At 59.8% G+C, this 13126-nt stretch carries 13 protein-coding genes; 7 read left to right on the forward strand and 6 right to left on the reverse strand.

Annotation, left to right across the window (positions count from 1 at the left end; translation table 11 throughout):
• The first annotated feature begins 195 nt into the window (after positions 1 to 195).
• A complete protein-coding gene (locus PSH79_RS14220; RefSeq protein WP_305437894.1) occupies positions 196 to 348 on the forward strand; it encodes a hypothetical protein in 153 nt (50 codons plus the stop codon).
• A 52-nt stretch (positions 349 to 400) separates the two neighbouring features.
• Here the strand turns inward: PSH79_RS14220 and PSH79_RS14225 are convergent, their stop codons facing one another.
• From PSH79_RS14225 to PSH79_RS14245, 5 genes are all read right to left on the reverse strand, one after another.
• Positions 401 to 1747: a glutamine synthetase family protein gene (locus PSH79_RS14225; protein WP_305437895.1), complete on the reverse strand. Its 1347-nt coding sequence runs from the start codon at positions 1745 to 1747 to the stop codon at positions 401 to 403.
• A 21-nt stretch (positions 1748 to 1768) separates the two neighbouring features.
• Positions 1769 to 2326 carry a helix-turn-helix domain-containing protein gene (locus tag PSH79_RS14230; RefSeq protein ID WP_305437896.1) on the reverse strand — a complete coding sequence of 186 codons (558 nt, stop codon included), beginning with the start codon at positions 2324 to 2326 and terminating at the stop codon, positions 1769 to 1771.
• 15 nt (positions 2327 to 2341) lie between these two features.
• Complete coding sequence (locus PSH79_RS14235; RefSeq protein ID WP_305437897.1) at positions 2342 to 3631, reverse strand: FAD-binding oxidoreductase; 1290 nt, start codon at positions 3629 to 3631, stop codon at positions 2342 to 2344.
• A 74-nt stretch (positions 3632 to 3705) separates the two neighbouring features.
• Positions 3706 to 5040, reverse strand: a complete 1335-nt coding sequence (locus PSH79_RS14240) for an ATP-binding protein (RefSeq protein WP_305437898.1) — start codon at positions 5038 to 5040, stop codon at positions 3706 to 3708.
• On the reverse strand, positions 5037 to 5744 hold the full coding sequence (locus tag PSH79_RS14245; protein ID WP_305437900.1) for a response regulator: 708 nt from the start codon (positions 5742 to 5744) through the stop codon (positions 5037 to 5039). Before PSH79_RS14245 ends, PSH79_RS14240 begins: the two co-directional genes overlap by 4 nt.
• Positions 5745 to 5905: 161 nt before the next feature.
• Here PSH79_RS14245 and PSH79_RS14250 point away from each other — a divergent pair, with 161 nt between their 5' ends.
• The 5 genes from PSH79_RS14250 to PSH79_RS14270 all read left to right on the forward strand — a co-directional run bounded on the left by PSH79_RS14250 (position 5906) and on the right by PSH79_RS14270 (position 11408).
• The gene (locus tag PSH79_RS14250; RefSeq protein ID WP_305437902.1) at positions 5906 to 6220 is read left to right on the forward strand and encodes a hypothetical protein; all 315 of its coding nucleotides are present in this window, start codon (positions 5906 to 5908) and stop codon (positions 6218 to 6220) included.
• Positions 6220 to 6879: a DUF3313 domain-containing protein gene (locus PSH79_RS14255; protein WP_305437903.1), complete on the forward strand. Its 660-nt coding sequence runs from the start codon at positions 6220 to 6222 to the stop codon at positions 6877 to 6879. The genes PSH79_RS14250 and PSH79_RS14255 overlap by 1 nt, the downstream gene beginning before the upstream one ends.
• A gap of 439 nt (positions 6880 to 7318) precedes the next feature.
• A complete protein-coding gene (locus PSH79_RS14260) occupies positions 7319 to 7678 on the forward strand; it encodes a hypothetical protein (RefSeq protein ID WP_305437904.1) in 360 nt (119 codons plus the stop codon).
• Positions 7679 to 7914: 236 nt separating this feature from the next.
• Entirely contained in the window at positions 7915 to 9420 is a 1506-nt protein-coding gene (gene proP, locus PSH79_RS14265) for a glycine betaine/L-proline transporter ProP (protein WP_187679830.1), read from the forward strand.
• 284 nt (positions 9421 to 9704) lie between these two features.
• Positions 9705 to 11408: an amidase gene (locus PSH79_RS14270; RefSeq protein ID WP_305437906.1), complete on the forward strand. Its 1704-nt coding sequence runs from the start codon at positions 9705 to 9707 to the stop codon at positions 11406 to 11408.
• 29 nt (positions 11409 to 11437) lie between these two features.
• On the opposite strand, the gene PSH79_RS14275 is transcribed toward PSH79_RS14270, so the two are convergent.
• Complete coding sequence (locus PSH79_RS14275) at positions 11438 to 11782, reverse strand: hypothetical protein (protein WP_305437907.1); 345 nt, start codon at positions 11780 to 11782, stop codon at positions 11438 to 11440.
• A 33-nt stretch (positions 11783 to 11815) separates the two neighbouring features.
• Between PSH79_RS14275 and PSH79_RS14280 the strand changes: the two genes are divergently transcribed.
• Positions 11816 to 13108, forward strand: a complete 1293-nt coding sequence (locus PSH79_RS14280; protein ID WP_305437908.1) for an OprD family porin — start codon at positions 11816 to 11818, stop codon at positions 13106 to 13108.
• The last annotated feature ends 18 nt before the right edge of the window (positions 13109 to 13126 follow it).

Below are 13126 nucleotides of genomic sequence, written 5' to 3' on the forward strand. Positions count from 1 at the left end.
CCATTGAATGATTGCGAGGAGGTCTTTGTGAAAAAGTGTGCGCTCATTAAGGGCCGCTGTCGGCCAGTGAGGCCGACAGCTATTACGCGCCTTAGCACAATTCAAGCGCTTGAGAATGAACATACGTTCATCGCGACACGATTCCAAGCGTCTACCCTGTGGGTTCCGACATAGTGACTACAGGAGTACCCCACCATGTTCTCGCACGAAAGTATCCCGCTGATTACCCTCTTCATCATTATGCTGCTGGGCGTGCTGGCAGCCTCTCTACACCCGGTACATGCTTTCTTTAGCTGGACTCGGAAACGCAGCGAGCGCTCGTCCACCGAGCCGGCAAAGCAGGATTAAGAGATTTACCAACGCGGATTTTGTCGTTGAAAGGGTAGCGTGCCGACGCGACTCACAAATACCACCGATACTCCCGCGCACTGATCTCCTGCATGAACGCCAAATGATCCTGGCGTTTGTTCTCGCAATACACGTCGACAAACTCGGCGCCCAGTCCTTCGCGTAGTTGCGGCTGATGCTGCATCACCCTCACCGCTTCAAACATCTCTGTCGGGAAACCAATCCCGCTGTCGCGATCGACATTGAGCGGCGGGATCGGTTCTTTGCCGGATTCAAGTCCATGCTCAAGCCCCACCAGAATCGCCGCCAACACCAGATACGGATTGGCATCCGCGCCTGCCAGTCGGTACTCGATGCGCAGGTTTTTCTCATCCGACTCGGGAATGCGCAAACACGCATCACGATCCTCAAAGCCCCAGCTTGCTTTGGTGGCGGTGTTCACCGTACCGCCCAATCGGCGCATGGCGTTCTGGTTCGGGGCGAAGATCGGCATGCTGTGCGGTAACAGCTCCAGACAACCCGCCACCGCATGGCGCAACGGTTGCTGCTGATTCGCCGCGAGCAGGTTATTGCCTGCAGCATCGTAAAGGCTGACATGCACATGCATGCCGCTGCCCGGGTGCTGCAAGTACGGCTTGGCCATGAAACTGGCGCGATAGCCGTGTTTGAGCGCGACGCCACGGGTGCTGCGGCAGAACAATGCGGCCCAGTCGGCGGCGCGCAAGCCGTCGTCGAGGTGGCCAAAGTTGATTTCGAACTGGCCGGGGCCGAGTTCGGCGGTGATGACGGTGGCGTCGATGCCTTGGGCACGCGTGGCCTCGACCATTTCATCAAGCACCGGCGCGAAGCGTGACAAGCGTTCGATGTGCATGTTGGGTTGATCATCGGCATCGTCGGTCAGGTTGTCGCGAGGGAATTGCGGCAGGCCATCGCGCAGTTTTTTGTCGAACAGGTAGAACTCCAGTTCAAACGCCACGACGGGATGAATGCCTTTGCGCGCCAGTCGACTCAGCACCTGTGCGAGAACTTCGCGGGGTTCGAATTCGATCGGGTTTTCGGTGCCGTCGGAAGTGATCAGCATCTGCCCGAGCGGTTGGGCTTCCCAGGTCACCGGTTTCAGGGTGCCCGGCACGAGTCGGCGCACGGCGTCCGGGTCGCCGTCGTTAAAGCAGTAGTCGCCAATCTTGAACAAGCCGCCCTGCACGCCCAGCAACACGCAGTTCTGCGGCAGTTTCAGTGCGCTGCCGGCGGCGACTTTTTCCAGCATGTCCACGGGATAGCGTTTGCCGTAAAAATGCCCCGGGATGTCCAGGGAAATCAGGTCGACATAACGCACCTCGGGGTAGTGTTGGCGAAACGCTCGTACTTCGGCGAGCAGGTCAGCGCAGACAGCGTCCATCGTGTTCATCCTTTGTTGTTATCAGGTGTAGACCCACAGCACGCGGGTGAGCTGGTCGGTGAGGTTGCCGTAGCGGCAACGGGTGTGGCTGTCGAACTGGAAGCTGTCGCCAGCCTTCAAAGTGGCGGGCTCTTCGTTATCGCCGAGCCACAACGTCAGTTCGCCTTCAAGGACGTAACCGCCCTGCTCCGAGCTGTCGCTCAAGTGCCGGTCGCCGCTGCTGGCGCCGGGTTCAAGGTGACTTTCGAGCATGGAAAAGGAAGCGCGCATCTGCGGCGACACCAGAATGTCGGTGATGCCGTTGGCGTAATACAGCGTGCGGCGTTCGTCAGGGCGGGTGACCCACGGCAACTCTTTGGCTTTAGGCAGGCTGTAGAAATAAGTGGTGGGCACGCCGAAGGTTTCGCTGATCGCCGTCAGGTCGGCCACTGTCGGCCGCGACAAGCCGCGCTCGACTTGCGAGAGAAAACCCACCGAGCGACCGATCTTGTCGGCCAGTTCCTTCAGGGTCCACTTCTTGTGCTTGCGCAGGTCGTGGATCAGGATCGCCAGCGCGGCGATTTCTTCTTGCTTGTTCATGACAGGGATTCCAAATCAGATGCTGTCGCGCAATCGATACCAGGCCTTGCCAATGGCTTCCAGCGGCGCCGCGAGGTATTTGCCGCCGGGGAAACTGCCATTACTCAAGCCCTGATACAACGCCAATTCATCCGTGTTGCCGAGGATTGCGTCTGACACCGCACGGGCGGCGGCCAGTGTCGGCAGCACGCCATGCCCCGAATAACCCTGAAGCCAATAACGATTGCCCTCGCCGCCAACATCCGGCGTGCGGTTCAGGGTCAGATCGATGTGCCCGCCCCAGGCGAACTCCACCTCGACACCTTTTAGCTGCGGGAACACTCGCTCGAGAAACGGCCGGGTCGCCGCCGCGATGTCTTTGGGCATACCGCCCAGATAGGTGCAGCCACCACCGAACAGCAAACGGTTGTCTGGCGTACGGCGGAAGTAATCGAGGACGAACTGGTTGTCGGTCACGCAAACATTGCTGGGCAACAGTGCGGTGGCTTGCTCCGGCGCAAGTGGCGCGGTTGCGACTTGATAGGTGCCCACCGGCAAGATGCAACTGGAGAGTTTCGGGTCGAGTTCATCGAGATAGGCATTGCAAGCCAGGACCAGCACATCGGCTTTGATCGAGCCATGCGCGGTGTTGACCCGAAAACCTGCGCCCTCTTCCTTATAACTCAGCGCTTTGCTTTGCTCAAAGATGCACCCACCGGCGCGCTCAATGGCCGCCGCCAGACCCAGTGCGAGTTTCAGCGGATTGAGGTGCGCGCCTTCCGGGTCATAAAGCCCTGCCTGATAGCGCTCGCTGGCCACCCATTGCGGCAGCGCTTCGCGTGGGATGAATTGCAATGCATCGTGGCCCCATTTTTGGCTGGCCTCGTGTTGCCATTCGGTCAGCAGACTGACGCGACGCGGCATCACCGACGTCCACAGATGCCCGGGGCGATAGTCGCAGTCGAAGCCATGGCACCCGGGCAATTCGCGAAGTGCCTGAGCTGCCCAGCGCATGCCTTCCCACAGCCGTTTGGCTCGTTCATGACCCAGCGCGGCTTCCAGCGGCGGCATGTCGCACGACCAGCCCAGAATCGCCTGCCCGCCATTACGCCCCGAAGCTGCCCACGCCACTCGGCTGGCTTCCAGCAACGTGACCCGCTTGCCGGCCAGCGCCAGGCGCAACGCGGTGTGTAGGCCGCTGAAGCCGGCGCCGATAATGACCACGTCGGTGTCGTGCTGACCTTTCAGCCCGGAGCGATCAATCAGAATTTCGGCGCAGCTGTGAGCATAGTAACTGTCGACATGGCGCTGGGATTGCTGAAACATTCGCCGCCTCATGAAATTATTTACTTATAATTTCATGAAAATCTACAGCGTTAATTTCATGCCGACAACCCCGCCTAACGGATAAAGGGTAGTTCCACCCTTGCCACCAGCCCTGTTCCCTCGCGATTACTCAGCGTCAACTCGCCGCCCTGCTCGCGCACGATGGCCCGCGCCGCCGACAGTCCGAGGCCGACCCCGCCGGTGTCGCGGTTGCGTGAGGCTTCGAGGCGGAAAAACGGATCGAACACTTGCTCCAGCGCCTCCTCAGGAATGCCCGGCCCCTCATCGTTGACTTCGATGCGTATCGAGTAATCAGTGCGGCTCAAGGTGACGCGCGGGTTGTGGGCATACTTCACCGCGTTTTCCAGCAAGTTGACGATCACCCGCTTGATACCCAGCGGGCGCCCTTTGTACACAAGATGCGCGGGGCCGTTGAAGTCGACGCCGATGTGTTGGTCACGGTAGTCGTCAACGATGGTTTGCAGCAGCTCGGACAGGTCGAACGCAGTAGTTTGCTCGCGGTGAGTGTCTTCGCGGAAAAACGCCAGCGCGGCGTTGATCATCGATTGCATCTCTTCGATGTCGCGGATGAGTTTGCCCTGATGATCGAGGTCTTCCATGAACTCACTGCGCAGACGCATCCGTGTCAGCGGTGCGCGCAAATCGTGGGAAATGGATGCGAGCATGTGGGTGCGTTCGCCGATGTAGTGCTGGATCTGCGCCTGCATGGTGTTGAAGGCGATGATCGCCTGACGAATCTCGTCCGGGCCTTCAATCTTGATCGGCGGTGCGCGCAGGTCGCCGCCAAAGCGTCGGGCGGCGCTGGCGAAACGCTGCAGAGGTTTGGCCAGTTGGCGTGTGGCAAGCCAGGCCACCAGCACCGTGGCGATCAGACCCAGAGCGATGATGATCGCGATGCGTGTGCCGATGTCCAGTCCCCAGGAGCGCTCTCGCGAAGAGAACAACAACCAACTGGCATCCGGCAGTTGAATCAACGCCGCATACCGGCCCTGCTGACTGCCGCTCGGCCAGTCAGCGGGGTTGAACACCCGAATCTGTCGATCATCACCCAACAACTGATGCAACACCGATGTTTTGTCTGCCGTGAGCGGCGTACCACCCGGGGGCAAGCCGAGATCGTCGCGTTGCGCACTCCACATCACCTCCTGCGTCAGGCCATTTGCCGCTCGCGCCAGTTGCGTGCGCAACGGTGCCGGTGCGGCCTCGATTACCTTCACGGTAGCGGCAATCTGCTCCAGCAACCCGGTGCGTTCAATGGGCGGTCGCGCCCAGGTTCCCGCGACCTCCACGAACAGGAAATTGAGCGCCAGCGAAGCCAGCATGGCCGCGACAATGGTCAGCGCGATTCGCCGACTCAGCGGGTCGCGCCGCAGGAATCGACGGATCATGAATGCGTGACCTTGGCGCTGAACATATAGCCGCCGTTGCGCACGGTGCGGATCAGGTCCGGGCGCTTGCAGTCCGGCTCGATCTTGCGCCGCAATCGGCTGACCTGCACGTCGATGCTGCGGTCGAAAGCGTCGTGACCCTGGCCGTGGGTCAAGTCGATCAGTTGCTCACGGGTGAGGATGCGCTGCGGATGGTCAAGAAACACCACCAGCAAATCGAACTCGCCGCCGGACAGCGGTATCATCACGTTTTCCGGGGAGCGCAATTCGCGGCAGGTGATGTCCAGATGCCAACCGGCGAAAGCGATCACTGGCCGTGACGGTTCCAAGGGGTTCTTCTGTTCACCGGCGCGCCGCTGCAAGGCGCGCACGCGGGCCAGTAATTCCTGAGGGGCGAACGGTTTGGTCAGGTAGTCATCCGCGCCGAGTTCCAGACCGACAATGCGATCACTCAACTCGGCCATCGCCGTCAGCATGATGATCGGAATGCCCATTTGCGCCCGGACTTTCTGGCACAGGCTCAGCCCACCTTCACCGGGCATCATCACGTCAAGAATGATCGTGTCCGGGCGCTGCCGCGCGATGGCCGCCCACATCGCCTCGCCATCGGCGGCCACGTCGACTTCGTAGGCGTGCTGGACGAAGAACTTCTTCAGCAGGGAGAGAATTTCCACGTCGTCGTCGACGAACAGCAGTCTGCTCACGGTCACAGGCTCCGGCCAAAAAAGAGCGCATCTAAAACCATTCTGGCGCTCAGGTCATTTATTTCAATCGAGCAACATTCCTGCACCTTGGACATCAACCGGACATCGTCCGGCAAAATCCCTGAGGCACCCTGCACGCCTTCCAACTCAGGGGACTTTTCATGAAGGTTTTGCATAGCCGTTACATTGCCGACGGCCATAACGCCAAGTATCCGTTGATCCTCAGCCAACGCACCACGGCACCCACGGAGGATACGCCGATCCTGTTTCAGGAGTTCTGCCTGGGGCTGGCCAGCGATCAGAGCCGCATCGTCCTGCGCCGCTATTTCGAACAGTACAGCCCGGCTAGCGCGCAATGGGTCGAGTACGCCCATTCGATTCCGACCGCCGACCTCATCCACTGGATCATGAGCCACGGCCAATTGCACATCGAGTGTTCGCAAGACACCCCGCCAAAGCACAAGGAATCGCATTGATGAGAAGCCATTGCCTGATGTCGATTTTGTGCACGGCGTCCCTGAGTCTGTCGGCTTGCAGCAGCCAAAAGGTCGAACATACCGGGTTTCTGCACGACTACAGCGTATTGAAGGAGCACAAGTCGCCTTCGGGTCAGGACGTATTGGGTTGGGTCAGTCCGGCATTGGCCAGAGGTCGTTACACCCAGGCCTATTTGGCGCCGAGTCAGTTCTATCCCAGCGTAGAGCCGACTGACCGGATTCCACTGAGTACGCTGTCCGGGGTGACCGAGTATTACGACGCAGCCCTCAGGCATGAACTGGGCAAAGTGCTGCAACTGGTGTCCACGCCCGGCCCGAATACGCTGATCGTCAGGCCGGCTATCACCCGGGTCAGTGCCAGCACCCAAGGCTTGCGATTTTATGAATGGCTGCCGGTCACACTGGTCGCGGCTGGCGTGAGCACCGCCACCGGCATCCGCGATCAGGACAGTGAAATCGCTACGGAAGTGTCGTTTGAGGACGGCTCTACCGGCGAAGTGGTGGCCGAAGTCGTGCGCAAGGGCACCGGCGTGCCGCTGGAAAACGACAAACAGGTGCTGAGCGCCGATGACGTCAAAGTGGTACTCGATGGCTGGGCCAGTGATCTGGGTAAATCGTATGCGGTGATTAGGCGGTAGATCATCTGACGAATCAGGCTTTTTTTCAGAAGACAGATCAAAAGATCGCAGCCTTCGGCAGCTCCTACACCGGCCTATGTAGAGGTTGCCGAAGGCTTCGATCTTTTGATCTAAACAGACGCGTTTAAAAGACACCTCCCGAAACGCGCCCAAGGCTACACGACCTTGCGTAATTACCTACAGCTACGCCAGAATCCGCCGGCTTGTGCGCCTTGGGGGTGGGTTCTATTGTGGGTCGGTCGCTGACATATCAGCGATCGGGTCTCGCAGCCCGTTGATTTCTAGACGCACAACACCCGTCCTTTTTATGGCGGCTGTACGTGGGAGACCTTTGGGTCTGCCGGTTCTAGAGTCCCGGTCTGCGACCCGCGTATAGCTGCCACCTCCTTTTCGTATCGCAGCGAAATGTGGCAGCTCCGTCGACTCTAGGAGCTTCACCATGATCAAACCAACACCCAACCCGCCCGAAACCGACCCCACCTCCCCCTACGAATCCCTCGATTCAAGAAAGCTCAACGAAGCCGCCGACCGCGCCCTTGATCACTACCTCTGCCCGCCCGGGTCCACGCCGCCGCTACGTAAAACCCGCAGGATGTACGCCGTGACCGCGGACTTCAAAAACGAGGAGCTACTGGCCGATGCCTGCGAAACGCTCGCGTCAGCAAGAACCATCGCCAATGACTTCGCCCATCTCATACCCGCGTCGCAGCGCCGGACGCTGCAGGGCATTGCGCAACTGATCATGCTGGGGGAACTGGCGGTAAATCGGGTGCTGGATAATTTGCAACTACCGGACTGACATCAGACCACTATGACAACTTTAGGAGCTGCCGAAGGCTGCGATCTTTTGACCTTGAAAGGCAAAGTCAAAGGATCGCAGCCTTCGGCAGCTCCTACGGGGATATCTGTCTACAGAGGAAAAAAAGCAGTTAGCGGTGAATTATTTCGTGTCCGCATGTATCTGACCCAAATAGCACGCGCCATCAAAAAGATGGCAACTACGCTGCAAGATGGATCAGTAAAGAGAAGACCCGGATGAAATCACGTAAAAACAGCGTCAAACCGATCGGCCTGAAAGACATCACCATCGTCGACGACGCCAAGATGCGCAAAGCCATTACGGCCGCTGCACTCGGCAATGCCATGGAGTGGTTCGACTTTGGTGTATATGGCTTTGTGGCCTATGTCCTCGGCAAGGTGTTTTTCCCCGGCGCAGATCCCGGCACGCAAATGATCGCCGCGCTGGCGACGTTCTCCGTGCCCTTCCTGATCCGGCCTTTGGGCGGACTGTTCTTCGGCGCGTTGGGCGACAAGTACGGGCGGCAGAAAGTCCTCGCCGCGACCATCGTCATCATGTCGCTGAGCACCTTCGCCATCGGTTTGATTCCGTCCTATGCCTCGATCGGCATCTGGGCACCGATCCTGTTGTTACTGGCGAAAATGGCCCAAGGCTTCTCGGTCGGTGGCGAATACACCGGCGCCTCGATCTTCGTCGCCGAATATGCACCCGACCGCAAACGCGGATTCCTCGGCAGTTGGCTGGATTTCGGCTCGATTGCCGGTTTTGTGTTGGGTGCCGGTGTCGTGGTGTTGATCTCCACGACGCTGGGCGAAGCAAAGTTCGAGGAATGGGGCTGGCGTCTGCCGTTCTTCCTCGCCCTGCCGCTGGGCATGATTGGCCTGTATCTGCGTCACGCCCTCGAAGAAACCCCGGCGTTCCAGCAGCACGTGGAACAACTCGAACAAGGCGACCGCGAAGGTCTGGCCGGCGGCCCGAAAGTGTCGTTCAAGGAAGTCGCCACCAAACACTGGCGCAGCCTGATGACTTGCATTGGCGTGGTGGCCGTGACCAACGTCACTTACTACATGCTGCTCACCTACATGCCGAGCTACCTGTCGCACAACCTGCACTACAGCGAAAACCGTGGCGTGCTGATCATTATCGCGATCATGGTTGGCATGTTGTTCGTGCAGCCGTTGATTGGTTTTGTCAGCGACAAAATCGGCCGCAAGCCTTTCATTGTCGTCGGCAGCATCGGCCTGTTCATCCTCGCCATTCCGGCGTTCATGCTGATCAACAGCGGCAAGATCGGCCTGATCTTCGCCGGCCTGCTGATGCTGGCGGTGCTGCTGAACTTCTTCATCGGCGTGATGGCCTCGACCCTGCCGGCGATGTTCCCCACGCACATTCGCTACAGCGCATTGGCCGCGGCATTTAACGTTTCGGTACTGATCGCCGGCCTGACCCCGACTGTTGTGGCCTGGCTGGTTGAGAGCACCAACGATCTGTATATGCCGGCGTATTACCTGATGGTGATTGCCGTGGTCGGTCTGGTCACTGGCGTGACCATGAAAGAAACGGCGAACAAACCACTGCGCGGCGCGGCGCCGGCGGCCTCTGACCTTGAGGAAGCGAAAGAGCTGCTGCAAGAGCATCACGACAACATCGAACAGAAAATCGAAGACATCGACGCTGAAATTGCCGAGCTGGAAGCCAAGCGCAAGAATCTGGTGCAGCAGCATCCGCGGATTAACGAGTAAAACCCTGTTGCGATGGAGTTTTCTCCCTCGCAACCCCCTTCACTGATCGATCGGTTCTTCAGCGCTTGTCAGAATGCCGTGGCGGATCAACTTCAAACCACTGCGCGTTAGCGAACCGATGGCGTCAGTCGGGAGAAATTCGGTGGGAGATCAATCCCGCCGATTACTCCGCGCCCGGCTTGGTGTTAAATAGGCGCCAGTCTTAACCTTGTCGCGTAAAGCCGTGCCACGAGAACCGCTATGAACACCTCTTCCAACGCCCCACTGCTAACGGTGGTGACCGCATGATCGAAGTCACCGAAGTTTCCATCGCCCAACTGCGCGCCGCGCTCGAATCCGGCCAGACCACGTCCGTTGAACTGGTGCAGGCCTATCTGGCCCGCATTGATGCTTACGACGGCGCCGACACACCGACCGCGCTGAATGCTGTGGTTGTGCGCAATCCAGAAGCGCTGAAGGAAGCCGAAGCCTCCGATGCCCGTCGCGCCAAAGGCCAAACCCTGAGCCCGCTCGACGGCATTCCTTACACCGCCAAGGACAGTTATCTGGTCAAGGGCCTGACGGCGGCGTCCGGCAGCCCGGCGTTCGCCGATCTGGTTGCCTATCGCGACGCCTTCACCATCGAGCGCCTGCGTGGTGCCGGGGCGATTTGCCTGGGCAAGACCAACATGCCGCCGATGGCTAATGGCGGGATGCAGCGCGGGGTTTATGGCCGCGCCGAGAGCCCGTATAACGCCGATTACCTCACTGCTCCATTCGCTTCTGGTTCGTCCAATGGCGCCGGCACTGCCACAGCCGCAAGTTTCGCTGCGTTCGGTCTGGCCGAAGAAACCTGGTCCAGCGGTCGCGGCCCTGCGTCGAACAATGGTTTGTGCGCTTACACGCCGTCGCGTGGGGTGATCTCGGTGCGCGGCAACTGGCCGTTGACTCCGACCATGGACGTCGTGGTGCCCTACGCCCGCACCATGGCCGACCTGCTGGAAGTGCTCGACATCGTTGTCGCCGAAGACCCGGACACCCGCGGCGACCTGTGGCGGCTGCAACCGTGGGTGCCAATCCCGAGCGTCAGCTCCGTGCGCCCCGCCGCTTACGCCGAACTGGCCGCCGACCGCACCGCGCTGGCCGGCAAGCGTTTTGCCGTACCGCGCATGTTCATCAACGCCGACCCTGAGGCTGGCACCAGTGAAGCGCCGGGGATCGGCGGCCCGACCGGCCAGCGCATCAACACCCGCGCTTCGGTAATCGACCTTTGGAAACAGGCGCGTCAGGCCCTCGAAGCCGCCGGCGCCGAAGTCATCGAAACCGACTTTCCGCTGGTGTCCAACTGCGAAGGCGATCGTCCTGGTGCGCCGACCGTGTTCACCCGTGGACTGGTCTCGAAAGAGTTCCTCCACCACGAACTGTGGGATCTGACCGCGTGGGCGTTCGACGACTTCCTGCAAGCCAACGGTGACCCGAAACTCAATCGTCTGGTCGACGTCGACGGACCGAAAATCTTCCCGCATGAGCCGGGCACCCTGCCCAATCGTGAGGGTGATCTGGTGGCCGGCATGGACGAATACGTGCGCATGGCCGAGCGTGGCATTACGCCGTGGAACGAAATCTCCACCGTGCCCGACGGCCTGCGCGGCCTCGAACAGACCCGACGCCTCGACCTCGAAGACTGGATGGACAAACTCGGCCTAGACGCCGTGCTGTTTCCGACCGTCGCCGACGTCGGCCCGGCAGATGCCGACGTCAACCCGGAATCGGCCGACATTGCCTGGAGCAACGGGATCTGGGTCGCCAACGGCAACCTCGCCATTCGCCACCTCGGCGTGCCAACCGTCACCGTGCCGATGGGCGTGATGGCCGATATCGGCATGCCGGTCGGCCTGACTTTCGCTGGCCGTGCCTACGACGATTCGAGCCTGCTGCGTCTGGCGGCGGCGTTTGAATCGACCGGCAGCAAGCGCATGATCCCGCCACGCACGCCACCGCTGTCGTAACGCGATCAACACTCTGGAAATGCGGTGTGTCAGCCGACAGATATGTTGCCTGACACACCGCCATCGCTGGCAAGCCAGCTCCCACAGAGATTCAGGGAGTGCTCACCGGTGGTGACCACACACAAGCCCTTGTAGGAGTGAGCCTGCTCGCGATAGCGGTGGGTCTGGCGCATCAATATTGACTGTGCCGACGCCATCGCGAGCAGGCTCACGCCTACAGGGTTTGGGTTGAATGAGGATTTTGTGACCGGAGCAGAAACCTGTGGGAGCTGGCTTGCCAGCGATGGCGTCAGCGCATGCGCAACCTCATGATCTGACAGCCACAGCAATTCAGCACATCCGCTCAATCGTCCTTTCTGAATTCCCGCGATCATCCCGGCCACCTTCATTGCCGCTGGCCACTGACCATGATCGACTGCGCCCCCTCGCGTATCACCCTGCTCGCCTTGCTCTGTGGTCTGAACACAGCCCACGCCAGCGGTTTCTTCGACGACGCCAAAAGCGAAGTACTCAGCCGTAACTTCTACCTGAGCAACGACTACCGCTCGCCCACGCCGTCCGGCAAAAACTACAAACAGGAATGGGCACAAGGGTTTATCGGTACTTTTTCATCAGGTTTCACAGAAGGCACGATTGGATTTGGCCTCGACGCCCACGCCTTTACCGGCGTGAAACTCGACGGCGGAAGAGGCCACTCCGGCACCGGTTTGCTGCCAGTCGACAGCGACGGCCGCAGCGAAAACAATTACTCCAGCGCTGGTGGCGCCCTAAAGTTAAAAGCCTCGCGCACCACCCTCGCGTTCGGCGAAATGACCGTGGAAACGCCGGTGTTCGACACTTCAGACAAACGTCTGCAACCGGAATACGCCACGGGTTTTCTGCTCAACAGCCGTGAAATCGACAACGTCAATCTGCAGGCCGGCCATTTCACCGCGTTCAAGAATCAGGACAGTTCTTCCGGCAAAGGCGATTTTTACGGCTACGGTGCCAGCACCGAACACGGCTCGATCAGTTTTATCGGCGCCGACCTGTTCGGCGACAACCCGCTGGGCGGCGCACTGTATGCGTCTGAACTGACCGATACCTGGCACCAGTACTACGGTAATCTGCACTTCAAACAATCTGGCGTGCTGCTCGACGCCAACCTCTATCACACCCGCGACACAGGCCAGGCGCTGGCCGGGGAAATCGATAACACTGCATTCAGCCTGTCCGGCAAATACACCTTCGGCCCGCATGCCGTCATGCTCGGCTGGCAACGGATCAATGGCGACACACCGTTCGATTTCGTCGGCGGCGACTCCATCTACTTGGCCAACTCGATCAAATACGCCGACTTCAACGGCGCCGGCGAACGTTCCTGGCAAGCACGCTACGACCTCGACCTCGGCGCCTTTGGCATCCCCGGCCTCAGTTTCATGACCCGCTACGTCTCAGGCAGCCACATCGATGGCACCCATGCGCCCAAGGGCGGCGCCTACAACCCGTTCGATGCCGACAGCGGCGAATACCAGCCACAGCAAGGTGACGGCGGCAAGCACTGGGAGCGCGACATCGATTTGAAGTACATCGTGCAGTCGGGGGCGGCGAAGGATTTGTCGGTGCAGGTATCGCATGTTTCGCACCGGGCCAATGAAGCTCAGGCGGGGGATGATATTGATCGGATCTATGTGGTGGTGCAGTACCCGTTGGGCTTCTGAAACGGGTGACCGACAATG

Origin of the sequence: Pseudomonas sp. FP2196 (assembly GCF_030687715.1) — a bacterium.
Lineage (GTDB): Bacteria > Pseudomonadota > Gammaproteobacteria > Pseudomonadales > Pseudomonadaceae > Aquipseudomonas.

Excerpts from the sequence above, each read along its gene's own strand:
- PSH79_RS14220 (WP_305437894.1), top strand. The coding sequence starts at position 196 with ATGTTCTCGCACGAAAGTATCCCGCTGATTACCCTCTTCATCATTATG.
- PSH79_RS14225 (WP_305437895.1), bottom strand. The coding sequence starts at position 1,747 with ATGGACGCTGTCTGCGCTGACCTGCTCGCCGAAGTACGAGCGTTTCGC.
- PSH79_RS14230 (WP_305437896.1), bottom strand. The coding sequence starts at position 2,326 with ATGAACAAGCAAGAAGAAATCGCCGCGCTGGCGATCCTGATCCACGAC.
- PSH79_RS14235 (WP_305437897.1), bottom strand. The coding sequence starts at position 3,631 with ATGTTTCAGCAATCCCAGCGCCATGTCGACAGTTACTATGCTCACAGC.
- PSH79_RS14240 (WP_305437898.1), bottom strand. The coding sequence starts at position 5,040 with ATGATCCGTCGATTCCTGCGGCGCGACCCGCTGAGTCGGCGAATCGCG.
- PSH79_RS14250 (WP_305437902.1), top strand. The coding sequence starts at position 5,906 with ATGAAGGTTTTGCATAGCCGTTACATTGCCGACGGCCATAACGCCAAG.
- PSH79_RS14255 (WP_305437903.1), top strand. The coding sequence starts at position 6,220 with ATGAGAAGCCATTGCCTGATGTCGATTTTGTGCACGGCGTCCCTGAGT.
- PSH79_RS14260 (WP_305437904.1), top strand. The coding sequence starts at position 7,319 with ATGATCAAACCAACACCCAACCCGCCCGAAACCGACCCCACCTCCCCC.
- proP (WP_187679830.1), top strand. The coding sequence starts at position 7,915 with ATGAAATCACGTAAAAACAGCGTCAAACCGATCGGCCTGAAAGACATC.
- PSH79_RS14270 (WP_305437906.1), top strand. The coding sequence starts at position 9,705 with ATGATCGAAGTCACCGAAGTTTCCATCGCCCAACTGCGCGCCGCGCTC.
- PSH79_RS14275 (WP_305437907.1), bottom strand. The coding sequence starts at position 11,782 with ATGATCGCGGGAATTCAGAAAGGACGATTGAGCGGATGTGCTGAATTG.
- PSH79_RS14280 (WP_305437908.1), top strand. The coding sequence starts at position 11,816 with ATGATCGACTGCGCCCCCTCGCGTATCACCCTGCTCGCCTTGCTCTGT.